Annotated in this window: 23 protein-coding genes; 9 read left to right on the top strand and 14 right to left on the bottom strand. The window is 68.2% G+C overall.

Annotated features, from left to right (window positions below):
- Positions 1 to 5 precede the first annotated feature (5 nt).
- Both purQ and Q9R39_RS15425 read left to right on the top strand, forming a co-directional pair.
- Positions 6 to 686, top strand: a complete 681-nt coding sequence (purQ, locus tag Q9R39_RS15430; protein WP_058251220.1) for a phosphoribosylformylglycinamidine synthase subunit PurQ — start codon at positions 6 to 8, stop codon at positions 684 to 686.
- 14 nt (positions 687 to 700) lie between these two features.
- Entirely contained in the window at positions 701 to 1993 is a 1293-nt protein-coding gene (locus Q9R39_RS15425) for a M18 family aminopeptidase (protein ID WP_311277733.1), read from the top strand.
- 135 nt (positions 1994 to 2128) lie between these two features.
- Here the strand turns inward: Q9R39_RS15425 and Q9R39_RS15420 are convergent, their stop codons facing one another.
- Both Q9R39_RS15420 and Q9R39_RS15415 read right to left on the bottom strand, forming a co-directional pair.
- Entirely contained in the window at positions 2129 to 2893 is a 765-nt protein-coding gene (locus Q9R39_RS15420) for a lytic transglycosylase domain-containing protein (protein ID WP_165630919.1), read from the bottom strand.
- Between the two features lie 218 nt (positions 2894 to 3111).
- Positions 3112 to 4422 carry a hypothetical protein gene (locus Q9R39_RS15415; RefSeq protein ID WP_311277732.1) on the bottom strand — a complete coding sequence of 437 codons (1311 nt, stop codon included), beginning with the start codon at positions 4420 to 4422 and terminating at the stop codon, positions 3112 to 3114.
- 117 nt (positions 4423 to 4539) lie between these two features.
- On the opposite strand from Q9R39_RS15415, the gene Q9R39_RS15410 reads away from it, so the two are divergent.
- Positions 4540 to 5013: an anthrone oxygenase family protein gene (locus Q9R39_RS15410; RefSeq protein ID WP_311277731.1), complete on the top strand. Its 474-nt coding sequence runs from the start codon at positions 4540 to 4542 to the stop codon at positions 5011 to 5013.
- A gap of 1 nt (position 5014) precedes the next feature.
- On the opposite strand, the gene Q9R39_RS15405 is transcribed toward Q9R39_RS15410, so the two are convergent.
- The 3 genes from Q9R39_RS15405 to Q9R39_RS15395 all read right to left on the bottom strand — a co-directional run bounded on the left by Q9R39_RS15405 (position 5015) and on the right by Q9R39_RS15395 (position 7825).
- A complete protein-coding gene (locus Q9R39_RS15405; RefSeq protein WP_311277730.1) occupies positions 5015 to 6346 on the bottom strand; it encodes a VOC family protein in 1332 nt (443 codons plus the stop codon).
- Positions 6343 to 6837: an RNA polymerase sigma factor gene (locus Q9R39_RS15400; RefSeq protein ID WP_396275675.1), complete on the bottom strand. Its 495-nt coding sequence runs from the start codon at positions 6835 to 6837 to the stop codon at positions 6343 to 6345. The genes Q9R39_RS15405 and Q9R39_RS15400 overlap by 4 nt, the downstream gene beginning before the upstream one ends.
- A 118-nt stretch (positions 6838 to 6955) precedes the next feature.
- Positions 6956 to 7825 (bottom strand): alpha/beta hydrolase, encoded by an 870-nt coding sequence (locus Q9R39_RS15395; protein WP_311277728.1) that lies wholly within the window; start codon positions 7823 to 7825, stop codon positions 6956 to 6958.
- Positions 7826 to 7893: 68 nt separating this feature from the next.
- Here Q9R39_RS15395 and Q9R39_RS15390 point away from each other — a divergent pair, with 68 nt between their 5' ends.
- Entirely contained in the window at positions 7894 to 8496 is a 603-nt protein-coding gene (locus Q9R39_RS15390; protein ID WP_165630577.1) for a TetR/AcrR family transcriptional regulator, read from the top strand.
- 13 nt (positions 8497 to 8509) lie between these two features.
- Here Q9R39_RS15390 and Q9R39_RS15385 read toward each other — a convergent pair whose 3' ends face one another.
- From Q9R39_RS15385 to Q9R39_RS15370, 4 genes are all read right to left on the bottom strand, one after another.
- Entirely contained in the window at positions 8510 to 10078 is a 1569-nt protein-coding gene (locus Q9R39_RS15385; RefSeq protein WP_311277727.1) for a GMC family oxidoreductase N-terminal domain-containing protein, read from the bottom strand.
- Positions 10075 to 11601 (bottom strand): aldehyde dehydrogenase family protein, encoded by a 1527-nt coding sequence (locus Q9R39_RS15380; RefSeq protein ID WP_288816275.1) that lies wholly within the window; start codon positions 11599 to 11601, stop codon positions 10075 to 10077. The genes Q9R39_RS15385 and Q9R39_RS15380 overlap by 4 nt, the downstream gene beginning before the upstream one ends.
- Positions 11598 to 13787, bottom strand: coding sequence for a choline BCCT transporter BetT (gene betT, locus Q9R39_RS15375; RefSeq protein WP_288816277.1), 2190 nt, complete (start codon positions 13785 to 13787; stop codon positions 11598 to 11600). The genes Q9R39_RS15380 and betT overlap by 4 nt, the downstream gene beginning before the upstream one ends.
- 73 nt (positions 13788 to 13860) lie before the next feature.
- A complete protein-coding gene (locus tag Q9R39_RS15370) occupies positions 13861 to 15483 on the bottom strand; it encodes a DUF222 domain-containing protein (RefSeq protein ID WP_311277726.1) in 1623 nt (540 codons plus the stop codon).
- 632 nt (positions 15484 to 16115) lie between these two features.
- Between Q9R39_RS15370 and Q9R39_RS15365 the strand changes: the two genes are divergently transcribed.
- Positions 16116 to 18656, top strand: coding sequence for an ATP-dependent Clp protease ATP-binding subunit (locus tag Q9R39_RS15365; protein WP_058251205.1), 2541 nt, complete (start codon positions 16116 to 16118; stop codon positions 18654 to 18656).
- A gap of 145 nt (positions 18657 to 18801) precedes the next feature.
- Positions 18802 to 19668: an enoyl-CoA hydratase-related protein gene (locus tag Q9R39_RS15360; RefSeq protein WP_311277725.1), complete on the top strand. Its 867-nt coding sequence runs from the start codon at positions 18802 to 18804 to the stop codon at positions 19666 to 19668.
- A 4-nt stretch (positions 19669 to 19672) separates the two neighbouring features.
- Here Q9R39_RS15360 and Q9R39_RS15355 read toward each other — a convergent pair whose 3' ends face one another.
- Complete coding sequence (locus Q9R39_RS15355; RefSeq protein ID WP_058251203.1) at positions 19673 to 20047, bottom strand: hypothetical protein; 375 nt, start codon at positions 20045 to 20047, stop codon at positions 19673 to 19675.
- A 356-nt stretch (positions 20048 to 20403) separates the two neighbouring features.
- On the opposite strand from Q9R39_RS15355, the gene Q9R39_RS15350 reads away from it, so the two are divergent.
- Positions 20404 to 20901, top strand: coding sequence for an HNH endonuclease (locus Q9R39_RS15350; protein ID WP_058251202.1), 498 nt, complete (start codon positions 20404 to 20406; stop codon positions 20899 to 20901).
- Between the two features lie 25 nt (positions 20902 to 20926).
- Here the strand turns inward: Q9R39_RS15350 and Q9R39_RS15345 are convergent, their stop codons facing one another.
- The 3 genes from Q9R39_RS15345 to Q9R39_RS15335 all read right to left on the bottom strand — a co-directional run bounded on the left by Q9R39_RS15345 (position 20927) and on the right by Q9R39_RS15335 (position 23630).
- Positions 20927 to 21589 (bottom strand): DUF305 domain-containing protein, encoded by a 663-nt coding sequence (locus tag Q9R39_RS15345; RefSeq protein WP_311277724.1) that lies wholly within the window; start codon positions 21587 to 21589, stop codon positions 20927 to 20929.
- Positions 21586 to 23172: an LVIVD repeat-containing protein gene (locus tag Q9R39_RS15340; protein WP_396275674.1), complete on the bottom strand. Its 1587-nt coding sequence runs from the start codon at positions 23170 to 23172 to the stop codon at positions 21586 to 21588. The genes Q9R39_RS15345 and Q9R39_RS15340 overlap by 4 nt, the downstream gene beginning before the upstream one ends.
- A gap of 131 nt (positions 23173 to 23303) precedes the next feature.
- Positions 23304 to 23630 carry a hypothetical protein gene (locus Q9R39_RS15335; RefSeq protein WP_078113060.1) on the bottom strand — a complete coding sequence of 109 codons (327 nt, stop codon included), beginning with the start codon at positions 23628 to 23630 and terminating at the stop codon, positions 23304 to 23306.
- 160 nt (positions 23631 to 23790) lie between these two features.
- On the opposite strand from Q9R39_RS15335, the gene Q9R39_RS15330 reads away from it, so the two are divergent.
- A complete protein-coding gene (locus tag Q9R39_RS15330) occupies positions 23791 to 24636 on the top strand; it encodes a 3-hydroxybutyryl-CoA dehydrogenase (RefSeq protein WP_137810213.1) in 846 nt (281 codons plus the stop codon).
- Positions 24637 to 24792: 156 nt separating this feature from the next.
- Positions 24793 to 25647 carry an oxygenase MpaB family protein gene (locus tag Q9R39_RS15325; RefSeq protein ID WP_311277723.1) on the top strand — a complete coding sequence of 285 codons (855 nt, stop codon included), beginning with the start codon at positions 24793 to 24795 and terminating at the stop codon, positions 25645 to 25647.
- On the opposite strand, the gene Q9R39_RS15320 is transcribed toward Q9R39_RS15325, so the two are convergent.
- Complete coding sequence (locus tag Q9R39_RS15320; RefSeq protein WP_311277722.1) at positions 25644 to 26927, bottom strand: MFS transporter; 1284 nt, start codon at positions 26925 to 26927, stop codon at positions 25644 to 25646. The genes Q9R39_RS15325 and Q9R39_RS15320 overlap by 4 nt on opposite strands.
- Between the last annotated feature and the right edge of the window lie 23 nt (positions 26928 to 26950).

Below are 26950 nucleotides of genomic sequence, written 5' to 3'. Positions count from 1 at the left end.
AGCACATGACAGCACGCATCGGGGTCATCACCTTCCCCGGCACCCTCGACGACGTCGACGCCGCCCGCGCGGTCCGGCTGGCCGGCGCCGAACCGGTCGCGCTGTGGCACGGCGACGCCGACCTGAAGGGCGTCGACGCGATCATCGTCCCCGGCGGATTCTCCTACGGCGATTACCTGCGCGCGGGGGCCATTGCCCGCTTCGCTCCGGTGATGGGATCGGTCGTCGAGGCAGCCGGCAAGGGGATGCCGATCTTGGGAATCTGCAACGGTTTCCAGGTGCTCTGCGAGGCCGGGCTGCTGCCGGGTGCCCTGACCCGTAACGAGGGCCTGCACTTCATCTGTCGCGACGAGTGGCTGCGCGTCGAGTCGAACACCACGGCCTGGACGACCCGCTTCGAGCAGGGTGCGGAGATCCTCATCCCGCTCAAGTCCGGCGAAGGACGTTACGTGGCCTCGCAGCGCAAGCTCGAGGAGCTGGAGGGTGAGGGGCTCGTCGTGTTCCGGTTCCCCGAGCGGAACCCGAACGGTTCGTCCCTCGACATCGCCGGTATCTCGAGCCCTAACGGGCGGATCGTCGGCCTGATGCCGCATCCCGAGCACGCCACGGAGCCGCTCACCGGACCCAGCGACGACGGCCTCGGCCTGTTCTACTCGGCGATCGACTCGGTCCTCGCCTCGGCGTGAATGCGCGTTCGTCGATGAGTGCGTCCGCCAGGATTCCGACCAGCGCGACCGCACGCGGCCTCGGCGAGTTCGTCGACGCCTCGCCGTCGCCGTTCCACGTGTGCGCGACGGTGGCCCGCGAACTCGAAAGCGCCGGGTACACGCGGCTGTTCGAGGATCAGCCGTGGGCGGACGCCGGTCTCGACGCCCCGTCGGCGCGGTACTACGTCATCCGCGGCGGCTCGATCATCGCCTGGGAGACCGGGCAGACCGGCGCCGTCCGCATCGTCGGCGGACACACCGACAGCCCCAACCTGCGGCTCAAGCAGCATCCCGACCGCTTGTCGGCCGGAGTGGCGATGGTCGCCCTCGAACCCTACGGCGGCGCCTGGCTCAATTCCTGGCTCGACCGCGATCTCGGCCTCTCCGGCCGCCTCGCGTACCGATCGGGGAACTCGGTGGCGCACACGCTGGTTCATGTGACCGAACCGGTGGTGCGGGTACCCCAACTCGCCATCCACCTGTCGGAGGACCGGAAGGGCGTGTCGCTCGATCCGCAGCGGCATGTCAACGCGGTGTGGGGAATCGGCGACGACGTCCCCGACGTCCTCGGCTGGGTGTCGGAGTACGCGGGCATCGACCCGGACGCGCTCCTCGGCTGGGAACTCATGACCCACGACGTCGCGCCGTCGGCGATCATCGGAGCCGACGGAAACCTGCTCAGCGCACCGCGATTGGACAACCAGGGCACCTGCTATACGGGTCTGCGGGCGCTGCTCGACGCCGGCTCGTCGGCGCACACGAAGATGCTGGTGCTGTTCGATCACGAGGAGGTCGGCAGCGGTTCGGAGCGTGGTGCCGCCTCGGACTTCCTGGGGTCGATCTGCGAACGAATCGTGCTCGCGCGCGGCGGATCACGCGCGGACTTCCTCCAGACGATGGCCGCGAGCATCTGCCTGTCCGGCGACATGGCCCACGCGACCCACCCGAACTATCCCGAGCGCCACGAACCCGGGCACCGCATCTCGATCGGCGGCGGACCGGTGCTGAAGGTCAACCAGAACCTGCGCTATGCGTCGGATGCGGTGGGAGAGGCCGTCTTCGCGCTCGCGTGCGACGCCGCGGGCGTCCCCATGCAGCGATATGTCCATCGCGCGGATCTGCCGTGCGGGTCGACGATCGGGCCGATCACGGCATCACGCACCGGGCTCACGACGATCGACGTCGGCGCGCCGCAGCTCGCGATGCACTCCGCGCGTGAGCTCATGGGCGCCGACGACGTGCCGATGTATTCGGCTGCGCTGCAAGCGTTTCTGACGCAGGACTAGGAACGACGCGCGAGCAGGCGAGCGCCTCACCTCGCTCCCTGAGGAGCGAGCCTGCGAGCGTCGCCTACCGCTCCCTGAGGAGCGCCCGGAGCTTGCGGAGGGCGCGTCACGAAGGGTCCTGCTGAGGTAGCGGGATCAGTATTCGCGGGCGAACCCGAGGACCTTGTTCACGTACTCCATCGAGTTGTTGTACCGCAGGACAGCGGTCACCAACGAGGACGAGTCCCGCAGGTCGAGATCGTCGTCGCACAGGTAGTTCGCGGTGGTCAGCGCGGCGTCGAAGATGTTCTGCGGGTCGGACTTGCCGTCACCGTTGCCGTCGGCGGCGTACATCTTCCACGTCGACGGCAGGAATTGCATCGGGCCGACCGCGCGGTCGTAGACCGGGTCGCCGTCGAGTTCGCCGCCGTCGGTGTCACCGATGACCTGGTTGCCGGCGAGGGAGCCGTCGAGGCGCGGACCGAAGATCGCGCTGCGCAGGACGCCGTCGGGGTTCACGTTGCCCTGGTCGGCGTGGTGGGACTCGACCCGGCCGATCCCGGCGATGACCTTCCAGTCGATGCCGCAGCGCGGGTGGGTGCTCGTGACGGACTTCGCGGCCGCCTCATACGCGTCGTAGTTGGTCACCGGGACCGCACCGGTCGTCACGCTCGCCGGACGGACCGGCGGCGGCGGGGGAGTGGGTGCCAGTGGGTGTGCCTTCACAGCCGGTGTCACGGACGGTGGCGTGGTCGGGGCCTCGGACGTCACCTGCGGCGCGGACACCGGCGTGGGGGCCAGCGTGTTGCCGGAGAGTTCGGCCCCGGCGGTCGCCGCGCCGGCCAGAACGCCCACCGGTAGCAGAGCGGTGGCCCACAACGGTGTGCGTGACCTCTTCCGTGGCTTGGAGTGCTTACCCAAAACTGATCGACCTCGCGTGTACATCTCGTGGTTCGTGGTTGCGGAACCGAGCCGACCGTACACGCGGCCGTGAGCAAAGCGTTACCTTGTCGTGATCAATTCAGGTCTGGACACCACCACCGATTTGTGTCTTTGCAGGTGAGGCCGGAAGCTCGGCCCGGCATGTGAAACGGCCCACAAAGGGGATTGAGACCCTCGGGTTAACGGGAAGACCGGGGTCAATTCGGGCGGAGCATCGACAGGGTGCTGCCTTCGCTGACGACGATGTATCCGTCGACGACCCGCACGAGTCCGGGGGAAGACAGGCCGCGCTCCCAGGCCGCGGTGTTCGCCGGGGTGAGCCCGGTCAGCAGGCCCTGGTTGACGACGACCATGGTGGTGCCGCTGGACCCGACGCACCGCGGGTTGGCGAGGATCGGCCGCTGCGGTCCCGGCGGCGGTCCGCTGCCGATGTGCGTGCCGTCGGCGAGCGCGTATGTCGTCCGCGAACCGTCCAGGCGGCCGAAGTTCACGAGGGACCCGCACGCGATGGCATTCGCCTTGGACAGTTCACCGTCGCGGATCTGCCACAGTGCCCCCGGACGTGCCGGGTCGCGGACCTCGTACTGCCCCTCGGCGGCGAAGACCAGGTTCGCCGCGTTCAGGACCGGGAGGGTCGACGGCCCGGGCAACACGCTCAGACCGTCGGCCTCGGCGACCGGATCGGCGTCCACCCGGCCGTTGACGGTGGCGTAGGTGACCACCTTCTCCTCGCCGTGCGTCTGGTGGTCGACGGTCACCCCGGTCGGGTAGAGCTTGATGCTGCACTGATCGCAACCGATGCGGTCCTCACCGGTGGCGGGGTTGACCAGGTGTTCGCTCGCGTCGGCGGTCCTGATGACCACGGTGTCGCCGGTGACCTCGATACCGACGACCGGCGCCGCGAAGGTCCGAGCCCAGATGCCGTTGCCGGCCGGTGTGTTCAGGGTGACCTGGTGCCCGACCCGGTTGACGCGCAGGAAGTTGTTGCCGAGGCCCTCCACCGATTTGGTGTCCAGGTATTCGGCGGTGCGGGTCGGGATGCCGGCGTCGTCGACGAGGTAGAAGCCGTCCTCGAGAGGGGTGCCGAGCTGTACCGCGCAACCGACCTGGCCGGCCTCGTTGACCGCGCAGTCGCCCTGCCCCGCGTTGATGGGGCTGTCCCACAGCAGGTTTCCCGATCGTCGGTCCACCATCACGAACGAGCGCCCCAGCCCGGAGGGGTAGGTGATGAGCCATCCCTCGTCGGAGGTGTCGGCGATCTCGATGGTGACCTCGCCGGAGTAGTCCGGTAGATCCTCCTGCCCGACTATCGTCCAGGCGGTCCCCGGTTCGCGTTCGTAGCCGCGCAGCTCGCCGTAGGCGTAGTCGCCGTCGTCGGTCTGGGCGGTGCCGCTCGCCAGCACCACGCCGCCGGTCACGACCAGCGCGGCGCACAGGGCGAAGACGACGGTCCCGATGCCGAAGGGCAGACGCGCGGACAGGGCCCGGACGCGGGAGCGAGAGGACATGGGTAAGAGTCAACCATGACGGTGGTGGCCGCTCCGGAGCCGGGAGCCGGACGGCGGAGCAGGAAATTCGCCGGTCCGGTCATGGTTTTCGCGCCCGCAGGGCACTGGACTGTTCCCATGGACCTGTTGCGTGATGTGTTGGTGACCCTGACGGTCGTGACCACCGGCCTCAGTGCCGGCGTGCTGGCGGGGTTCGGCTATGCCGTGATCCCCGGCCTGACCCGGGCCGGCGCCGACGTCGCGGTCGCGGCGATGCAGCGGATGAACAGCGCCATCCTCAACCCGCTCTTCGCGGTGATCTTCGGCGGCGGCGTGGTGTTCGGCGCGCTGACCGTCTGGGCCTCGTGGGGTTCCGGGCTCCGATGGTGGGTCCTGACCGCGACGGTCCTGACCGCGCTCGGTGTCGTCATCACGATGGTCGTCAACGTCCCGGCCAATGACCGCCTCGACGCCGCGGGTGTTGTCCGCGGCGACGAGGCGGTGCGGGTCTGGACGCGGTTCACCGCCGTCTGGGGGCCGTGGAACATCGTGCGGTCCGTGCTGACCACCGCCGCGGTGGCGGTGCTCGTCGTCGGGTTGGCCGTGGGGTGACTCAGAGCAACTGACCGAGGTAGAACTGAGCGCCCTGGTCGTCGGTGCACCGCGCCGAGATGCCGTAGGGCGCGGTGCTCGGTTCCTCGAGCACCGTGCCGCCCGCGGCCCGGACACGTTCGACCGTGGCCACGACGTCGTCGGTCGTCCACATCGGCACCGCCACCGAGCTCTCGGCGCCGCCCGCGAGCCCGACCTGCGGTCGCGAGTCGTCGACCTCCCAGCCGTCGTCGATGCGTCCGCCGTGGAACGTCCAGCCGAGGACCGATCCGTAGAACGCGCGGAAGCGTCCGCTGTCGGGCGTCAACACCGTCAGGTAGGTCATGGCCCCGGGATCGCGCGGGTGTGCCTGCGGCCGTTCGTCGGCGGGGTTCGCGGCGTAGACCGCGAACCGGACGCCCTGATCGTCGACGGCGTCGACCAGGCGATGACCGTCGGGGCTCGAACCGAACTCGCCCCGCCCGCCCGCTGCGACGATGCGCTCATGTGCGGCCTCGAGATCGTCGACGGCGTACGCGCAGAAGATCGTCGGTGCGCCGTCGGTCTCGAAGATGCCGAGGCGATGGCCGACATTGGTGACGCGTCGGCCCTCGGCGTCAAATTCCCAGCCCAGGACGTCGCCGTAGAAGCGCCGGGCGCGGGCCGCGTCGGGCGTGTTCAGGGACATGTAGCCGATGTCGCCCTGATGGACCATCTCGGTGCCCACGGTCTTCGACGGCCCGCTCAGCATCCAGCGGTGGCCGAACGGGTCGACGATGACCGCGGTGCGGGTGCCGTGGGCTTCGTACGGCTCTCGGGTCACCGCGGCTCCCGCGCGGGCGGCCGTCGCGACCGCGTCGTCGGTGTCGTCGACGGCGACCATCAGGCTGACCGAGACCTGTCCGGGTGCGGGCGCCCGGAGTCCGAGGTCCGGGAACTCGGCGGCGAGATAAACGGCGCCGCCGCCCAGTTCGAGTTCGGCGTGACCGATCACGCCGTCGGACATCACGATCGGCTCGCCGCGCAGCCGGGCGCCGAGCGTGTCGACGTACCAGTCGATCGCGGCCTGCGGTTCGGCGACGACGAGATACGGGAGGGCGCCGGGGCGTTCGACCGTCGGTTCCGGTCGGGCGGGCGCCTCGGTCCGGACGGTCTCGGTTGTGTCGAGTTGTGTTGCGGTGGCCATGACGACTCCTTCGGGTAGGGTCGCCCCGCGCTCGAGGCGGTCCCGCAGCGCGGCGGCGAAATCCAGGTCGGGACGGACCGGATCGTCGAAGCCCGGCGTGCGCGCTGCGTTCAGGACGTGCAGCGGATCTCGTGCTGCGTCGAAGCGCGAGCTGTTCCGGGTGCTCATGCGTGACCTCCTCTCCCGCTGGGCTGGGGTTGTGTTTCGGGGTACGCGGCGCGAAACGCCCGCTTGGCCCTGGTGAGTAGCGCCTCGGTCGCGCCGACCGTGCGGCCCAGGATCTCCGCGCACTCGCCGACGGGGAGGTCGTCGACGTAGCGCAGCGTCAGCACCGAACGGTGCACCGGCGACAACTGGCCGAGGGTGTGATGGGCGACCATCCGGTCGAGTTCGGTGTCCCACGGGTCGTCCCCGTGGTCGGGCAGGTCGTCGACCGGTTCCGGCGTGCGCTGTGCACGTCGCCAGTGGTCGGCGAGCTTGTGCCGGGCGATCCCGATGAGCCACGGAGTGGTCGGTTCGGTGTCGCGGCGTCGTCGGACGGAGTCCATGGCGGCCAGGAAGGTCTCCGAGGTGACGTCCTCGGCGGTACGACGATCCGTGCAGCGCCGCACGACGAAGCCGTACACCTCCGGCAGTGCCTGGTCGTAGACCGCCAGCAATCCCTCTGGTCCCCGGGCCGAAGAAACCGGTTGGTCGCTGCTCACATCTCTATCGTCGCGGCCGGACCCGATGATCCGACGCCCGTGGCGAAAAAAACTTGCGCCGTTCTCCGGGCGGTCACGGAGCGGTGCGTTCTCCGACGGTGAGCTCGATGATCTCGTCGGCCAGAATCTGTGGCTGGTCGAGTGAGACGAAGGTCCGGGCGTCGGGAACCTCGACGAACGGCGCCCCGCCCGGGAAGACGGCGGCCAGGCGGCGTCCGTGGGCCGGGGTGAAACACCGGTCGTCGCGACCCCACACCATTCGAACCGGGAGGTCGACGCGCGACATCCGCGGGGTGATCTGCGCCAGTTCGGCGGGGCGGATGCCGCGGAGGAACGCGATGAAGTCGTTGCGGATGCGTACGTCGCGCTGCAGCGGTTCGAAGACCGAGCCGGTGAGGTCGGGATCGGGATCGTTCAACAGCAGACCGACGCCCAGCGCGGAATGGCGCAGTGCACGCAGGCGCATCGCCTCGGCCAGCGGTTTCAGCAGAAGTCGGTGCTTCATCAGCGCGAAGTACAACCGGAACGGCTGCGGCGGAAAGAGATCGAAGGCATCGCAGTTGGTGAACACCAGCCGGCTGACGAACGCAGGATCGTCGTCGAGGGCGAATTGGGTGATGGCGCCACCGGAGTCGTTGGCCACGAGGGTCGCGTCCGACAGGTCGAACCGGTCGACGAACTCACGTAGGAGCGTGCTCATCCCGCGCGGCGAGCGGTCGGCTCCGGGGCCGAGCGGGATGCGGTGCGAGCCCAGCGGCATGAGGGGCACATGGCACCGGAATCCGCGCTCGGCGAGCAACCGTGCCGTCGGTTCCCACAGCCGGTGGTCGACGACGGCGCCGTGGACGAAGACGACCGGCGGATGCGCCGAGTCGTCCGGACCGTAGGTCGCGTACTCGATTACGCCGGACGGAAGTTCGACGGTCGGCAATGCAGTCGTCATGGCGAGACCCGCTTCTCGTAGACTCGGTAACTTACGAACACTCAGTACGAAAGTTACGTGCAACCTGTATGAAAGTCAACCGTCGTACCCAGGCCGAGCGGACCGCGGCGACCCGCGCGTCGTTGATCGGCGCCGGCCGGAAGCTGTTCGGCGAACGCGGCTTCGCCGACGTCGGCACCCAGGAGATCGTCGCCGAGGCCGGCGTGACGCGCGGTGCGCTCTACCACCAGTTCGACGACAAGAAAGGGCTGTTCGTCGCCGTCTACGACGACGTGGAACAGTCGATCGTCGCGCAGATCGCGGCGGCCGTGGGGGAGCGCGCCGGCGAGGACCCGCTCGCCGCGCTGAAGACGGGTATGCGTCTGTTCCTGCGGCTGTGCACCGAGCCGGAGGTGCATCGGATCACGCTCGTCGAGGCGCCGTCGGTGCTCGGATGGAGTGAATGGCGTGCTCGCGGAGAAGAATTCGGATTCGCACTCGTCGAAGGCCTGATCGCGGCCGCGATCGCCACGGGCCAGGCGGTCGAGCAGCCCACGCGCCCGCTGGCCCACGTCGCGATCGGCGCGCTCGACGAGGCGGCGCTCTTCGTCGCCGCCGCCGACGATCGCGAGGCCGCCACCGAACAGGTCGCCGCCGTCCTGGAACGGATCGTCGACTCCTTCGCGACCTAGTCGCTCCTGGCGGTCAGTTGCCGCCGGCGCGCACCAGCTCGGCGCAGCGTTCGCCGACGAGCATCACGGTGAGGTTGGGGTTCACCGTCGTGTGTTCCGGGAACACCGACGCGTCGGCCACCCGAAGTCCTGCAACACCTTTCACGCAGAGTTCGGGATCGAGCGGCGACAGCTCGTCGTCGGGCGCACCCATCCGCACGGTGCCGACCGGGTGGTAGACGGTGTTGTGGGTGCGGGTGATGTAGTCGGCCAGTTCGGCATCGCTCGTGGCGGCGGGGCCCGGATAGAGTTCGCGCGCAACCCACGTCGCCAGCGGCTCCGCGGCGGCGATCTCCCGCGCCTTGCGCAGGCCCGCGATCATGATCCGCATGTCGTAGCCCTCGAGATCGGAGAAGTACCGCGGGTCCACGCGGGGCTTGTCGCGGAAGTCACGGGAGCGCAACCGCACCGTGCCCCGTGACCGCGCGTGCGTCACGTTCGGTGTCAGGCAGAAGGTGTTGTCACTGGTCGGATAACCCTGGCGAAGGGTGTGCATGTCGAACGGCACGCTGCCGTAGTGCATCATCAGGTCCGGCCGGGTCAGACCCGCATCGACGGTGGTGAAGATGCCCGCCTCCCACCACTGGGTCGACTCGCGGACCATCGGCTTCGCGGTCTCGAACCCGATCACCCCTTCGGGGTGGTCCTGCAGGTGTTCACCGACCCCCGGCGCGTCGACGAGGGCCTCGATCTCGTGCTCGCGCAGATCGTCGGCCGGCCCGATTCCCGAGAGCATCAGCAACTTCGGGGAGTCGATCGCCCCCGCCGACACGATCACCTCGCCCCGGGCCTCGATCCGTGTCGTGCGACCGAACGCGTTGTCGGTGATGTCGACGCCCACGGCACGCAACTCGCCGTCGACCCGCTCAATGACCACCCGTTTTGCCCACGATCCGGTGCGGATGGTGAGGTTCGGCCGCTCGAGGTGCGGGTGCAGATAACTGACCGACGACGAGGCGCGCACACCGTCGGGTCGTCGGTTGATCTGGAAGAAGTTGGCGCCGTTGACAACCGTGCTGCCGCTGTTGAACTCGACGCGGGGGATGCCGACCGACTCGCAGGCGTCGAGCAGGGCGACCCCGCACGGGTCGTTCGGCGGCACCGTCATGAGGTGGACCGGACCACTGCGACCGTGGTGCGCGCCCGGTGCGTCGTTGGTCTCGATCTGCGGGTAGAGGCGGTACAACTCCGCCGAACCCCATCCCGCGCACCCGAAGTCGCGTTCCCAGGAGTCGAGGTCTTCGCGCGGCGCCCAGAAGGCGATGCAGCTGTTGTGCGAACTGCACCCGCCGAGGACCTTCGCCCGGGCGTGGCGCATGAAGTCGTTGCCGTTCTCCTGCGGTTCGATGGGATAGTCCCAGTCGTAACCGGATTCGAGGAGTTCCATCCACCGGTCGAGCCGCAGGATCGCGTCGTCGCCGACATCGGACGGACCCGCCTCCAGCAGGCACACCGTGACCGAGGGGTCCTCGGACAGCCGCGACGCCACCACGGCACCCCCGGAGCCGCCGCCGACGACCACGTAGTCGTAGGTCTCGCTCATCGTCGCTCCTCGCCGTCTCCGGACCGGTCCGCGAACCAGCCGGTCACGCCCGGTCGGAGATTCTCGTAGACATGTTTGGCTTCGCGGTACTCCGCCAGACCGGACGGTCCGAGCTCCCGCCCGAAGCCCGACTGGCCGTAACCGCCCCACTCGGCTTCCGGCAGGTACGGCCCGAAGTCGTTGACCCACACCGTTCCGGCCCGGATTCGTCCGGCGATGCGGCGGGCGCGTGCCGCGTCGGCCGACCAGACGGCCCCCGCGAGACCGTAGACGGTGTCGTTGGCCAGGGTCACGGCCTCGTCCTCGGTGGCAAAGGTCTCCACGGTGACGGTCGGTCCGAACGCCTCGTCGTGCACGCAGGCCATCGAACGGTCGGCGCGATCGATCACGGTGGGCAGATAGAACCATCCGTCGTCCAGGCGCCCCGAACCCGCATCGCCCGTGGCGAACGCGCCACCGGTGCGGATGATCGCGCCATCCGCACGAGCCTGTTCGACGTAGGCGTGCACCTTGTCTCGGTGTGCCGCCGAGATGAGCGGTCCGGTCTCGGTGCCCTCGGAGTAGGGCAGGCCCAGCCGGATCTGCTCCGCGCGGCGGACCAGCTCATCGACGAAGCGATCGTGAGCGGACTCCTCGATGATGAGCCGGGCTCCGGCCGAACACACCTGCCCCGAATGCAGGAACGCCGCGTTGAGTGCGTTGTCGACCGCTGCCGCGAGGAGCTCGTCGGTGGCGCAGGCGTCGGCGAAGACCACGTTCGGGTTCTTGCCCCCGAGTTCGAGCGCGACCTTCTTCACCGTCGCCGCCGCCTCGCGGGCGATGACCCGGCCGGTCACGAGCCCACCGGTGAACGAGACCAGGTCGACGTCGGGATGAGATGACAGCGGAGCGCCGGCCTCGGCGCCCGCGCCCAGGACGAGGTTGCCCACGCCCGCCGGGAGACCGACCTGCTCCAGGACCTGCATGAGCAGGATCGACGTGTGCGGGGTGAGTTCGGCGGGCTTGAGCACGAAGGTGTTGCCCGCGGCCAGTGCTGGCGCGACCTTCCACGCCGCCTGCAGCAGCGGGTAGTTCCACGGTGTGATCAATCCGCAGACGCCGACCGGTTCGTACACGATGCGCGAATCGGCGTCGGGGGACCCGGTGTCGACCACACGCCCGGCGTCGGCCGCCGCGAGCTTGCCGAAGTACCGGAAGCAGTTCGCGATGTCGGTCATGTCGATGTCCGACTCGTAGGGCCGCTTGCCGGTGTCGAGGGTCTCGGCGCGGACGAATTCGTCTCGGCGCTCGTCGATCTGGGCGGCGACGCGGAGAAGGAGGTCCCCGCGGGCGGCGGCGGGTGTGGCGCTCCACTCGCCCGCGTCGAACGCGCGGCGGGCCGCCGCGATGGCCTGCTCGGTGTCGGCCACCCCGCCCTCGGCCACCACACCGACGAGCGAGTTGTCTGCGGGACAACGGATCTCACGGGTCTCGCCGGAGGCGGCGGGCCGCCAGCGGCCGTCGATGTAGAGGGTCTCGCTCATCGAGCCGGTGCTCCTTCGGAACTGCTGTCGGGGATGTCCGTGTCGCTGTCGGGCACGGTACCGTCGCCGGCGGCCGCATCGGGTTCGGGGTCGTGGTGATCACCGGCCGCATCCCGCAGATGCAGGTAGCCGAGATGGCGTTCGTACTGGTCGAGGATGTCACCGATGATCTGGTCGCGGGTGTATCCGGTGAGTGAGTAGCCCTGGGACCCCTCGGTGAGATAGACCTCGCACCGGAAGTAGCGATCGTCGGATCGCTGGGTCCGGACCGCGTACGTCGGGGTCGGCGCCGAGACCGGCCACACGCAGTACTCGAACCGGGGGACCTCGGCGAGTTCGACGACCAGGCGCGGCGACGGCAGCCCTTCGTTCTCGGCCGACTCGTCGACCGTCGCGGTGATCCCCTCGCGACCGAACTGTTCGGCGACCTCGGTCATCGCCGGAACGACGCTGGCCCCGATGAACTTCCGAGTGGCGACCGGACCGGGGAAGCGGAGGGTCCCGACGAGTCGCTGCCGCCAACTGCCGTGTTCGGTGGGACCGCGCCCGACGGCGATCACCTTCGGCAGGGTCGTCCGGAAGCTGTCGAGTTTGACCGACTCGTTGCGGACGGCGCGCAGCAGCGAGATGCCGATCAGCCCGAGGACGAAGGAGAACGGCAGCCCCATGATCACCGTCGCGGCCTGCAGGGTCAGGATCGACCCGTCGCCGCCGCCCGCGAACAGCATCGACAGCGTCAGCAGGCCGATGGCCACCGACCAGAAGATGCGCAGCGAACGGGCACAATCGGCCATCGGGTCGCCGAGGCGACTGGTGAAGTTGCCCATCACGAGCGAGCCGGAGTCGGCGCTGGTCACGTAGAACAGCAGGCCGGTGATGGTTGCGATCCCGATGAGCAGCGTCGAACCCGGGTACTGATCGAGCAGCGAATAGAACCCGGCCTCGGGTGTAGAGGCCGTCGTCTCGGCGAAATCCGCATCGCCGCGGGCCACCTGCAGGGCACTGTTCCCGAAGATCGAGATCCACACCAGGATGAAGCTGAACGGGACCACCAGCACGCCGAAGATGAACTGCCGCAACGTGCGTCCGCGCGAGATGCGGGCGAGGAAGAGTCCGACGAACGGCGCCCAGGCCACCCACCACGCCCAGAAGAACAGGGTCCAGCCGTCGACGAAGGCGCGGGCGTCGTTGCCGGGCGGCGGGTTCACCTGGTCCCAGGCGAAGGTGTCGAGTGTTCGGTCGGCAAATGTGGACACATAGTCGCCCGCGTTCTGGACGAGCCCGTTGAGCAGGAAGTCCGCGTCTTTGGCGACCGTGATGTATATGAGCAGGCAGATGGCCAGGATGACGTTGATCTCGGAGAGGCGTCGAATGCCCCTGTCGACACCAGAGGTCGCAGACGCGGTCGCGATCACCACAGCCAGGACGATCAGGCCGATCTGAGCCGCCTTGCCCTGTTCGATCCCGAAGATCTCGTTCAGCCCGAAGTTGAGCTGGACGACCCCGATCCCCAGTGAGGTGGCGATGCCGAAGATGGTGCCGAGGACGGCCGCGACGTCGATCGCGTCGCCCCAGCGGCCTTCGACACGTTTGCCGAAGATCGGGTACAGCGCTGCCCGGATCGTCAGCGGGAGATTGTGGCGGAAGGCGAAATACGCGAGCGCGCCACCCATGAGCGCGTACATCGCCCAGCCGGTCACGCCGTAGTGGAAGACCGTCCACGTGACCGCCTCGCGCGCAGCCTCGTTGGTCTCCGCGGGCCCGGTCGGCGGGTTGAGGAAATGGGTCACCGGTTCGGCGACCGAGAAGAACATCAGATCTATGCCGATCCCCGCGGCGAACAGCATCGCCGTCCAGGTGAACAGGCTGTACTCGGGGCGCGATTCCTCCGGTCCGAGCCGGTAGCGCCCGTACTTGCTGAGGCCGAGGAACACCACGAGACCGACGATGGCGGTGGCGAGGATGAAGTACCACCAGCCGAACCAGCGGGTGATGAAGTCGCGTACGTCGTTGATCGTCGACTCGGCCGCTGCCGGTGCCGCCAGCGCCCAGACGGCGAAGGCGACCACGATGACAGCCGAGGCTATGAAGACGGTCAGATTGACCCGGCGCGTGGGCAATCGCCGCTCGCCGGTCTTGGTCTCGGCATGGACCGACGTGGACGGTCGAGCGGCGTCATCACTCATGGACCACGACGCTAGTCCGATCGCCGATGGGGCGGACCGTTTGGACGGATCCGTGTGAGTTGTTCTACCCGGTTCAGTGGGTGGCGAGTAGCTCCATGAGGTGTGCTTCGACGAGGGAGGGGCGGACCTGTCGTCGGCCGGGTCGGGGTGGTCGGACGTCGATGACGTGGCTGACTGTCGCCCATGAGCGGCGTGCGTCGTCGTGGGTGTGGCCGTCTGGGCGTGGTTGATCGCCGGGCCGGGTTGGTGGTCCGTGGATGTCGTCGCGCACGGTGTTGAGGTGGTGTGCGAACCGCCTGGGTATGTCGGGTCGGCGGTTGAGGCGTTCGGGGTTGGGTGGTGCGCCGGGTTCGGCGTTCAACCGCCAGAGGCAGCGGCCTTCGTCGGGTCCGGACCGGACGATCCGGGTGGTGTATTGGCCGGGTTGGTCGCCGACCATGCGGTTGTGGCGTGGGCAGGCGGGGGCGAGGTCGTCGATGTCGGTGAGTCCGCCCTTGGCCCAGTCTTTCTGTGCGTGATGCATGTCGACGTGGGTGGCGGGTTGGTCGCATCCTGGTGCCGAGCACACTTCACCGTCGGGGCGGGCAAACGACGCCAGGCGTTGTTCGCGGGTGGCCAGACGCTTACCGCGCCCGAAGTGCAACGGGACGGTGGTGTGGTCTTTGAAGATCGCCAACCACGGCTGAACATCACCGGCCATCGCGATGAGGTCGCGGATGGGTAGCAGGGTGCCCGTGGCGGTGGTGGCGAGGCCGGCTTCGCGGACGAGGTCGGAGAGGTCGGCTTTGACGATCAGTTGCACGGGCAGGCCGCGATGCGAGGTGCCGAGTGTGCCGTCAGCAAATTTGGCGGCCAGTGCGGCGTCGAGGGCGTCGTGATTGGTCTGGGCGGGGGTGCGGCCGTCGCGGTCGGCGGCGGCTGTCAGGGTGTCGGGGTCGGCGGTGCCGGCCGGGCCTTGGGGCGAGTGGGGGTCGTCGGGGTTGTTGAGTCCGGGTTTGCCCCAGACGGCGAACATCATCGTCAGCCGGGCGTGGAGTTCGGGAGTGAGGGTGCCCGATATTTTGGCGGTGCCGTCGGCGCGTTGCCGGCCGATCCACAGGCCGCGGCGTCGTTTCTGGTCCGAATCGTCGGCGAGGGTGCCGTCGGGGTCGAGGTGAGCGAGCAGCCGGGCACCGAGTTGGGTGATGTCAGCAGGTGTGTGGTCGGCGGCGATCTCGGCCATCTGTCGTTCGGCGGCGACCTTGATGTCGTGGTCGATGGCGACTGGGATGCGGTCGAGGACATCCAGGGCGGCCTGCACGTGTCCGGAGCCGACCGCTCCTGCGGCGAACGCTTCAGCGAGGCACGGATGTTCGGGCTCCAGGATGTCGCCGCCGAGGCTGGTCCGGTGGGTGGTGGCGTCCATCTGCTTGCGGCGCCGCATCGGGTTGGAGACCCGCAGCCGGTGGGTCATGTACTGCATGAGTGTTCGGCAGCCGGTCTTGCGGGGGAGGTCTCGGGCCTCGGCCTGATCGATCTGCCGGTCACCGGCCACGGTCAGCCGGGCGATCGCTTTCTCGGTGTCGGCCGCCAGATCGGCCAACTCGGTATCGGTGCACGGCGCCAGGTCCACGGTCTGTAGTTCGTCGAGGATGCGGTGGAGGTCGGCCACCAGCTCGACGGCACGTGGTTGCGCCGTGGTGGTTTCGTCAGACATGGTCACCTCCCCCGAGAACCGTTGCTGCGAATGTACGTTCGAGTGTACACGGCCATCGGTCGCCGTCAATACCAAAAATGTTGTCGTGCAACAGAACTGAGCGCCTACATCTTGTCGGTGTCGTGTGATAGGCGTCCGCCGCGTGTCGTGGCCGTGCTCGCCGTGTACCGGGCCGTACCCGGATGCACCCTGCTGCTCGTTGGTGTGCGACGGTCGCAGTCAAGCGAGGGCCAGATCTACCGAGGCCCGGCAGCGGCCCGGGTGGTCCCCACTCGCCTCCTGTGGTCTCGTCGGCCGGCGGTTTCCGCGATACCCGGCTGCTGTCGGGCACAACGCGGGCGCCGCGTCGCGGGTCCCAGCGCCCGGTGGGGGCGCATCCCGGGCCGTCGGCGGCCCGTTCGCTCTCGGCGTAGACGGCGGGGAACACAGCCCCGGCCTGCGCAGTTGTACTGGGCACATCCCCGCCGCAACGGGGGATCCATGCACTCTGCGCAGGCGTTAACTGCAGGTGCACCCCAGACGACCTCTAGAGTGGAAGCAGGCTGGTCGTCGTCTATCCGCACCGGTTGTCCTCCGGGACCTCCGAGGTGGTCTCCGCGGCGGCCGGGGCGCTAGCAATGTGAGGGAGAACAATGTTCGAACGGTTCACCGACCGCGCGCGTCGGGTTGTGGTTCTGGCCCAAGAAGAAGCGCGCATGCTCAACCACAACTACATCGGTACCGAGCACATACTCCTCGGCCTCATCCACGAGGGCGAGGGCGTGGCGGCCAAGGCGCTCGAGTCGCTCGGGATCTCGCTCGAAGGGGTTCGCAGCCAGGTCGAGGAGATCATCGGCCAGGGCCAGCAGGCGCCGTCGGGACACATCCCGTTCACCCCGCGTGCCAAGAAGGTGCTGGAGCTCTCGCTGCGCGAGGCCCTGCAACTCGGCCACAACTACATCGGTACCGAGCACATCCTGCTCGGCCTGATCCGCGAGGGCGAGGGCGTCGCTGCCCAGGTGCTGGTGAAGCTCGGCGCCGACCTCAACCGGGTCCGCCAGCAGGTCATCCAGCTCCTCAGCGGATACCAGGGCAAGGAGCCGCAGGAGGCGGGCACCGGCGGTCGCAGCAGCGAGTCCGGCACCCCGTCGACCTCGCTGGTCCTCGACCAGTTCGGTCGTAACCTGACCGCCGCGGCCTCCGAGGGCAAGCTCGACCCGGTCATCGGCCGGGAGAAGGAAATCGAGCGCGTCATGCAGGTGCTCAGCCGCCGCACCAAGAACAACCCGGTGCTGATCGGTGAGCCCGGCGTCGGCAAGACCGCCGTCGTCGAAGGCCTGGCGCAGGCCATCGTGAACGGCAAGGTCCCCGAGACCCTCAAGGACAAGCAGCTCTACACCCTCGACCTCGGTTCGCTGGTTGCGGGCAGCCGCTACCGCGGTGACTTCGAGGAACGCCTCAAGAAGGTGCTCAAGGAGATCAACACCCGCGGCGACATCATCCTGTTCATCGACGAGCTGCACACGCTCGTCGGCGCAGGTGCCGCCGAGGGTGCCATCGACGCCGCCAGCATCCTCAAGCCGAAGCTGGCCCGCGGCGAGCTGCAGACCATCGGCGCGACGACCCTCGACGAATACCGCAAGTACATCGAGAAGGACGCCGCACTCGAGCGCCGCTTCCAGCCCGTGCAGGTGGGCGAGCCGTCTGTCGAGCACACCATCGAGATCCTCAAGGGCCTGCGCGACCGGTACGAGTCGCACCACCGCGTCTCGATCACCGACGGCGCGCTGGTCGCCGCCGCCACGCTGGCCGACCGCTACATCAACGACCGGTTCCTGCCGGACAAGGCGATCGACCTCATCGACGAGGCCGGCGCGCGCATGCGCATCCGCCGGATGACCGCGCCGCCAGACCTGCGTGAGTTCGACGACCGCATCGCCGATGCGCGCAAGGAGAAGGAAAGCGCGATCGACGCGCAGGACTTCGAGAAGGCCGCCAGCCTCCGCGACAAGGAGAAGCAGCTGGTCGCCGAGCGCGCCGAGCGCGAGAAGCAGTGGCGCAGCGGTGACATGGACGTCGTGGCCGAGGTCGACGACGAGCAGATCGCCGAGGTCCTCGGCAACTGGACCGGCATCCCGGTGTTCAAGCTCACCGAGGAGGAGACCACGCGTCTGCTCCGCATGGAGGAGGAGCTGCACAAGCGGATCATCGGGCAGGAGGACGCCGTCAAGGCGGTCTCGAAGGCGATCCGTCGTACCCGTGCCGGCCTGAAGGATCCGAAGCGGCCGTCGGGCTCGTTCATCTTCGCCGGTCCGTCCGGCGTCGGTAAGACCGAGCTCTCCAAGGCGCTGGCGAACTTCCTGTTCGGCGAGGACGACGCCCTCATCCAGATCGACATGGGCGAGTTCCACGACCGCTTCACCGCGTCGCGTCTGTTCGGTGCCCCTCCCGGGTACGTCGGCTACGAAGAGGGCGGGCAGCTCACCGAGAAGGTGCGCCGCAAGCCGTTCTCGGTGGTGCTGTTCGACGAGATCGAGAAGGCCCACTCGGAGATCTACAACACCCTGCTGCAGGTCCTCGAAGATGGTCGTCTGACCGACGGTCAGGGTCGCACGGTCGACTTCAAGAACACCGTGCTGATCTTCACCTCGAACCTCGGTACCTCGGACATCTCCAAGGCCGTGGGCATGGGCTTCTCGTCGAGCGACGGGACCCAGTCGAACTACGAACGGATGAAGCAGAAGGTCAACGACGAGCTCAAGAAGCACTTCCGCCCCGAGTTCCTCAACCGCATCGACGACATTGTCGTGTTCCACCAGCTCACGCGGGAAGAGATCATCCAGATGGTCGATCTCATGCTGACCCGCGTGGAGGGTGCGCTGAAGAACAAGGACATGGCTCTCGAGGTCACCGACCGCGCGAAGGCCCTGCTGGCCAAGCGCGGCTTCGATCCGGTGCTGGGTGCGCGTCCGCTGCGTCGCACCATCCAGCGCGAGATCGAGGACCAGCTCTCGGAGAAGATCCTGTTCGGCGACATCGCTCCCGGACAGATCGTCCTGGTCGACGTCGAGAACTGGGACGGCGAGGGCGACGGCGACGACGCCCGGTTCGTCTTCACCGGCTCGGAGAAGCCGCGCATGGTTCCCGACGCACCGGTCGAGCTCACCAAGGCCGGCGAGGCCGACGCGAGCTGAGCGCAGCCCGTCTGAGCTGATCTGACACCAGCGGCGGCGTCACCCGACAGGGTGGCGCCGCCGTTGTGTTGTGCCCGGCTGGTGCGCGGTTCCGCGGATTGACACAGCCGACGCGGAGTGTCCCAGCGCCCGATAGCATCGATCTGTGACGAGCGATACATCAGAGGTCGGGCGCAAGTCCCGACAGGACCAGCCCACCATCACCGTCGAGCGAGATGGGGAGATCGCGATCTTCCGGCTCAATCGACCCGACCGGCTCAACGCCTTCACCATGCAGATGGGGGAGGAACTGCGGGCCGCGTTCGACGACACCGACGCTGACGACTCCGTTCGTGCCGTCGTGCTGACCGGCAACGGCCGCGCGTTCTGCGCCGGCGCCGATCTCGAGGCGGGCGGGTCCACGTTCGACGCCTCGTCGGTGGTGGACTCAGACGAGGTTCCAGCGGACGAGGGCGGGAAGTTGACGCTGCGGATGTTCGCCTCGCTCAAGCCGATCGTGGTGGCGGTGAACGGTCCGTCGGCCGGCGTCGGCGTCACGATGACGCTGCCCGCCGACGTCCGGATCGCCGCGGAGGACGCGAAGTTCGGGTTCGTCTTCGCCGCCCGCGGCCTGGTGCCCGAAGCCGCGTCGAGCTGGTTCCTGCCGCGGCTCGTCGGGTTGCCGACCGCACTGCAGTGGACGATCGGCGCGAAGATGGTGCCCGTCGCCGAAGCCCATGAACGCGGGCTGATTCAGCAGGTGGTCCCCAAAGACCAGGTGCTCGAGACCGCGATCGCCGTCGCCCGCGAGATGACCGCGAACAGCGCCCCCGTCTCGGCGGCGCTGACCCGACAGCTGTTGTGGCGGATGGCCGGTGCGCCCAGTCCGCTCGATGCCCACCACGCCGACTCGAAGGCGATCTTCTACCGCGGGCAGTCCGGTGACGTGTACGAAGGCGTCATGTCGTTCCTGGAGAAGCGTCCGGCGACCTACCCCAACACCGTGTCGGAAGATCTACCCGAGATCTTCTGATCACTCAGTCGAGGGTCCCGGCCTGGATGCCGATCTCGAGTACCACGAAGATCATCGCCAGCTGGATGGCGCAGCACCACGCAGCGGCCGGCCAGGCCGGGAGTCCTCGGCGCACGCGGCGGACGACGAGGGTCACCGACACCGCCACCAGCACCACGGCCGACCCGATGCCCACCCCGATGGCGACCTCGGTCCAGACCGGACTCCCGCACTCCTCGTAGGCGCACGCGTCGGTGACGAAGACCGTCAGACCCGCGACGGCGATCGTGATCAGCGCCAAGACGGCGTGCACCAACCCCAGCACCACCGACGCGAACGCGTCAAGGGTCGACACGGGTGGCTGCGGAGGTGGATTCTCGGCGGTCTCCTCGGTGGGCATCCGCCGACGATAGCGTCGGACATTGTCCCGCGGGACCGGCGCGCGGTGAAAAACTCCTGCAAACAGCCCGTGTGAACTGGGTGAACATCCGAACACGCCGGACATAAACGGTGGCAGCGTCCATCGACCGCGGTTATCGTGGCGACAGAGCAGGCCCGACCAACGAGAGGAGGTGACGCAGATGTCGATGGGTGACAAGGCTTTCGCCGGCGAGTGGCGGACGGCCCCCTCCGACCGTCCGTGCGGACTGAAGTCCGACGGAAGGCCGGGACCGATCACATCACGCGTCACCAGTTCCTGAGGTCATGAACCTCGGTGGTCGGCGAACTCACTCGCCCACGCATCGAGGAGCTGTCATGACCATCTTCGTCACCAACGCCGGACTGCAGATCCTGGCGCGCGTCACCTGGCGTCGCGCCGCGGTTCTGTTGACCACCGAGGTCGCGCGGAACGTCGAGGGCACGCCGCTGGTCCGCGTCGTCCATTCGCCGACGCTGTCCCTGCCGATCCACAAGGTGGTGGCGATCAAGCGAGATGCCTACCGCCCGTTCGCCGGTAAGACGATGGACTCCTACGCGTCGAACGCGACCATCCTGCGGCGCGATCAATGGATCTGCGCCTACTGCGACGGTCCCGCCGACACCGTCGATCACATCGTCCCGGTCTCGCAGGGTGGGCCGAGCACTTTCGGAAACCAGGTCGCGGCGTGCAAGTCCTGCAACGGTTTCAAGGCCAACCGGACGCCGCGCAAGGCGGGCATGGCGCTACGGCACGCCCCGTTCGTCTACGACCCCTGGGCGGCGGACCAGAAAGAGGTGTGGGAGATGTTCATCCTGCATCCGAAGACGGACTAGACGTTCGATCCGTTGCCGCCTGCGATCAGGTCGGCAACGGATCGGCGCCACGTTCGGCGAGGAGCATGGTCATGAGGCCGATCTCGTCGCCCTGGTCGCCGATCATCATGAGCGCGAGGTCCTTCGTCGCGGAACCGGTCCGCTCGTCGTTGTATGCCGCCTGGGCCATCGACATCCCGCCACGGTGGTGCCGAATCATCAACTGCAGGAACAAGATCTCCGCCTCGCCGAGTGGCAGGGTGGAAAGGCGGCCGATCTCGTCGATACTCGCCATGCCCGGCATCGGCGGAGGGGAGTCGTCGTGATGGGTGCCCTCGTGGTGAGGGTCCCCGCCAGACATCCACGACATCGGTTCGGTTGCCGTCATCGGTTCGTCGAACCACTGCAACCAGCCACGCATCGTGGCGGTTTCGGCGGTCTGCGTGTGGACGATCCGGTCGGCGAGGCCGCGGATCTCCGCGGTGACCCCCGGTACCGCGCCGATCGTCCTCGCCATGAGGATCGCCTGGTCGTGGTGCGCCGACATGTCCTGCGCGAAGCCGATGTCGGACACGCTCATCGCGGATGAGTCGTGATCGCGTCCCTGCCACACCGCCCCGACGACGACACCCATGGTGACGAGCAGGGCCGCGGTCACGCCGAGGACCATCGCGCGCACCAGCGGGACGCCGAGGCGAGAAGCGCTCATCCGATCGAGGAGTTCTGGTCCGGCGGTGGCGTGTACACCGCGGGACTCAACCGCAACACCTGGAAGCCGCCGTCGGAACAGGTGACCCGCAGCTCGTTTCCGCGGAACTCGGGTGGGGACATGCACCAGTCCGTCGACATGTCACCGCCGACGATCATCCCGCTACGTGGACCGACCATCTCGTTCAACCGGACCTTGCCGTTCGCGATCGACATACCGAGGCTGAGGAATTCGACGGCGGGCAAGCCCATCAGCGAGCCGACGACGTGCGGCGAGTTGGGTGACTCCGCGATCGTGGTGCCCTTGCGGGCCGGCGGGTTGTAGTAGGCGATCTCGCGAATCCGGTCGAAGTCGCGGATGTCGAAGACCCGGATACCCGACGATTCCCAGCCGCACGCGAGCGCGGTGGGATCGGTCGCTCGGTCCACCGTGCAGTAGTGCGGATTGCTGCTGAACAGCGACCCGCCGGTCGACGACCGCAGATTGGTGTCGAGGTGCTCGGGGAGATTGATCTCGAGTTTGATCTGCGCGGTGTACCGGGGCTTGTTCACCCGCGTCACGTCGAAGATCTTGACGCCGCCCGAACCTGCTTCGTCGGCGGTGACGATGTGGGGCCGGCCCCGGTAGGTGATCGGGATCGAGTGCTGGTTCAGCTGGCCGTCGGGCCAGAGATAGGCCGCGGTGTGCGGGACCTGCGGGTGCGGCCGGCGCTCCTGGACGTCGCTGACGTCGAGCACGGTGACGCCGGCCATGTTGGACAGGTACATCCGGTTGCCGTCCGGGGACATGCCGAACCCGTGCCCGAGGAACGAGTGCAGACCCTGCCAGATCACGCGGGGCGACCGGGGATCGGCGATGTCGATGGCGCTGAGGTGCCCGGGGAACACCCCGGACGCCCAATAGGTGCGGCCGTCGGGGGAGAAGCCGCCCTCGTGCGAGGTGAACGGCAGGGGCGTCGACGTGCCCGGACCGGTGTTCAGGAGCTTGGGTCGGGTGCAGTCGGAGATGTCGTACACGGCGAAGAAGCCGCCGCCCCAGAGCAACGGCACCGACGTAGCGGCCAGGAGCTTGCGTTCTTTGTTGACCTTCAGCGTCTCCCACGTGCCGCCGCGCATCGCCGGATCCGTCAGGGACCCGACGACTCGCGGCGCGCTCGGGTCGGATGCGTCGATGACCTGTACGCCCGGCGGGTTCACCCAGTTGTTTCCGGGGAACAGGCTGCCGGTGTAGCTGCAGTGCTCGAAGTTCGCCGACACGATCCCGCCGCCGGCGCCGCGGACACCGCCGATCCGCGTGATGTTGCAGCGGTAGCCGCGCATGCTGCGTCCGGACAGGCGGTCCTCGGCGCTGACGTCCCCCTGCAGGCCCGGTTCGGGGAGCGAGCCCGGTCCGCAGTCCGCCTGGGGAACCGCGACCTCGGAGATGTCGGGGAAATAGTGGTTGGCCGCGCCGGCCGGGGCCGCGACCAGCATCGTCGAGAGAAGCGTCGCACCGGCCAGGAGGCAGGTGACGGCATGGCGACGACGGCGCCGGCGGACCCCCGAACGGACCCTGTGTCGCGCGTCGAAACGAGTAGGCATCATCGCATCCCCCGATCGTGATCTGAGTCAGGCTAGTGGGCGAGGCGAGACGACATCGCGGAATCGTCGAATCCGGTCTCACGAACAGAGCCGGCCCGGGTCTCCGGGCCGGCTCGTGTCGGGTGCGTCAGACGTCAGACGGCGTCGCCGCCGTCGATGCTGCCGAAGTCGCCGACCTCGACGTTGCCCTCGTCGTCGACGGCGGTGTCGAAGGTGCCGTCGCCGTCGGTGTCGGCGACGGCGATGTCGGTGTAGCCGTCGGCGTCGGTGTCGGCTTCGATGATGTCGATCTCGCCGTCGGCGTTGGTGTCGTAGGCGATGGAGTCGGCCTGGCCGTCGCCGTCGGTGTCGAGGATGGCGTCGGTGGTGCCGTCACCGTCGACGTCGGTGAGTGCGGCGTCGACGGCTCCGTCGCCGTCGGTGTCGACGAGAACGGCGTCGGCGGGGATCTCGGTGCTCATTGGTATGTCCTTCCAAGTGGGGTGAGTGCTTCTGGGCGGTTCATGTACTTGGAGGCGACGTCGAGGACGAATGTTCCCGGGGTGCCGGGAGTCGTTCGGATGACCGATCCGGCGACCGGCTACCGTTTGGTCTCGTATCACTCGACTTCGGAGGTTCACTGTGCAACAGATCGGCGTCATCGGCGGAGGCACCATGGGAGCGGGCATCGCGGAGGTGTGTGCGAAGGCCGGCAGCGATGTCGTGATCGTGGAGGTCAAGCAGGAGTTCGCCGACGCCGCGCGGGCGCGGGTGGAGAAGTCGCTGGCCAAGGCGGTCAGCAAGAACAAGCTGGCGCAGGACGACGCCGACGCCGCCCTTGGACGTCTGCGGGTGACGACCGACTACGCCGACCTCGCCGATCGCGAGCTGGTGATCGAGGCGGCCCCGGAGATCGAGGAGCTCAAGCGGCAGATCTTCGCGAACCTCGACGAGGCGACCGGCGCGAACACCATCCTCGCGACCAACACGTCGTCGATCCCGATCATCAAGGTCGCGACCGCGACCAAGACCCCCGAACGCGTTGTCGGCGTGCACTTCTTCAACCCGGTGCCGGTGATGCCGCTGGTCGAGATCATCTCCACGCTGACCACCGCGCCGGAGACGGCCGACGCCGTGAGCGCATACGTCACCGACACCCTCGGCAAGACCGCGGTCCGCGCGGGTGACCGTTCCGGCTTCATCGTCAACGCGCTGCTCATCCCGTACCTGTGCCAGGCCATCCGGATGTTCGACTCGGGCTACGCCTCAGCCGAGGACATCGACCTCGCGATGAAGGGTGGCTGCGGCTACCCGATGGGGCCGCTCACCCTGCTCGACACCATCGGCCTCGACGTGACGCTCTCCGCCGCGGAGTCGCTGTACGCGGAATTCGCCGAACCCCATTACGCGCCGCCGGCGCTGCTGCGTCGCATGGTCGACGCGGGACGCCTCGGACGGAAGACCGGTCGCGGTTTCTACACCTACTGACTGGCGCGATCGCCGACGCCGAACCCCGGCTCACCTTCGGGTGAGCCGGGGTTCGTCGTATGAGGGGGTCCTCCGGGTGCGGGATTGTCGGCCCGCGTGCGCCCCGCTAAGCTTGCAGCAATCAGACAACAAGCGTTATCAGAATGGGTGGGGGTCATGACGCAATCCGACGAGCGGATGTCGCGGGTGGAGATGGACAACATCGACAGCAGCTTCTTCGCGCGCTCGCTGCTCTCGATGGGACAGACGATGAGCACGACGAACGTCATCATGCAGCTCGCCAATCCGGCGGTCGGCTACGGTGTCGCACACAGCAAGGTCGAGAACGGGCGGCTCGACAAACATCCGGTCAAACGCGCACGGACCACCGCGTCGTATCTGGCGGTCGCGATCCTCGGCAACGCCGACGACCGGCGCCGGTACCGGCATGCCGTCAACCGCCAGCACGCGCAGGTGCGCTCGGACGAGAACAGTCCCGTGGAGTACAACGCGATGAACATCGACCTGCAGCTCTGGGTCGCGGCGTGCCTCTACTTCGGGTGGGAGGACATCTACGAGCGTGTCCACGGACCGCTGCAGGGTGCGGATCGCGAGAAGTTCTACCAGCAGGGCAAGGTCTGCGGGACGACGCTGCAGATGCCGGCCGAGGCGTGGCCCGCCACGCGCGACGAGTTCACCACCTACTGGGACGACCAGGTCTCGCGCATCGAGATCAGCGACGAGATCCGGGACTTCCTGCTCGACATCGCCAATTTCGGTTACGCGCCGGAACGCATCCAGGAGAAGTACGGTCCGGTCAAACTGCGCCGGACCATCGGCTATCTGCCGCAGCCGTTCCGCGACGCACTCCGGGTCGAGTGGACCGACGAAGATCAGAAATGGTTCGACGGCTACGTCGGCCGGCTGGTGGAGAAGGAGCGTCGCACTCCGCTGTGGGTGTCGCAGTTGGGTTTCCGGCTCCTGCTGGCTGATGTCCGGCTCCGGGTGAAGATGGGGCGGCCGCTCGTCTAGGACGCGGTACCGCTCCGGCGTGCGGCCAGGAAGGCGAGCGACCCGGCGGCCAGGCACGCGACGGCTCCGACCGCGAGACCGACACGCGCACCGAATGTCTCGATGATCGCGCCGACGATCGGGCCGCCGATGGGCGTCGAGCCCATGAACGCCACCGACCACAACGCCATCACCCGGCCCCGCATCCGCGGTTCGGAATTGAGCTGCAGGGTCGCGTTTCCCGTCGACATGAAGGTGACACTCAACCAGCCGACCCCGAAGAGCGCGCAGATCGCCGTCGGGAGGTTCGGGGCGAGTGCGGTCGCAGCGACGGCGACCCCGAAGCCGAAGGCCGCCAGCGTGAGTGGCCGCAATCCGGTGTTCCCGCGGGCCGCGACCACGAGTCCGCCGACGACCGCACCGACTCCCATCGCCGACGTCATGAAACCGAGGGCTTGTGGCCCGCCGTCGAACACGAAGTCCGCGGCGGCGGGCAGCGTGACCGGGAAGTTGTACGTCAGGGTCCCGACGAGTGCCATCGTGGCCAGCGGGATCCACAGCGCGGGGCGACTCCGGACGTATCGAAGACCCTCGCGCAGCTGACCTTTCGCGCGCGGAACCGGTGATTCCGCGGTGATCTTCGACGAGTCGAGCGCGAGCAGGGACGCGACCACGGCGATGAAGCTGACCGCGTTGATCGCGAAGCATAGACCCGAACCGACGAGGGCCAGGATCACCCCGGCCACCGCCGGACCCACCGCGCGAGCGGCGTTCACCATGACCGAGTTGAGGGTGACCGCGTTGCGGATGAGGTCTTTGCCGACGATCTGATGGATGAACGCCTGCCGCGCCGGCTGTTCGAAGGCGTGCCCGAGCCCGAGCATCACCGCCAGCACGCCGACGTGCCAGACCTGCACCACCCCGGTGAGGGTGATGGCGGCGAGCGCCGCGGCCAGCAGCCCCATCATCGACTGCAGGACGATGAGCAGGCGTCGACGATCGACGCGGTCGGCGATCACGCCCGCGTACGGCCCGATGAGCAGGACCGGTAGCGCCTGCAGGGCGACGATGAGTCCCAGGACGGACGCCGATCCGCTCAGCGTCAGCACGAGCCACGCCTGCGCCGTCGCCTGCATCCACGAACCCGTCATCGAGACGGCCATGCCGGCGTAGAACAGGCGGTAGTTGGGGATGCGCAACGACGCGAACATGCTCGTCCGGTCGGCGTCGTCGGGGCGACGACCGCCCGGTTCGCGCTCCCGCGGCACGTCTTCGATCTCGGGAACACGGTCGTCGGTCATCGCCGACCATCGTAGGCGCGTGC

The sequence above is a fragment of the Gordonia sp. AC31 genome, assembly GCF_031844505.1.
Classification (GTDB): Bacteria; Actinomycetota; Actinomycetes; order Mycobacteriales; family Mycobacteriaceae; genus Gordonia; species Gordonia hongkongensis.
This window is presented reverse-complemented; position numbering and strand designations above follow the sequence as displayed.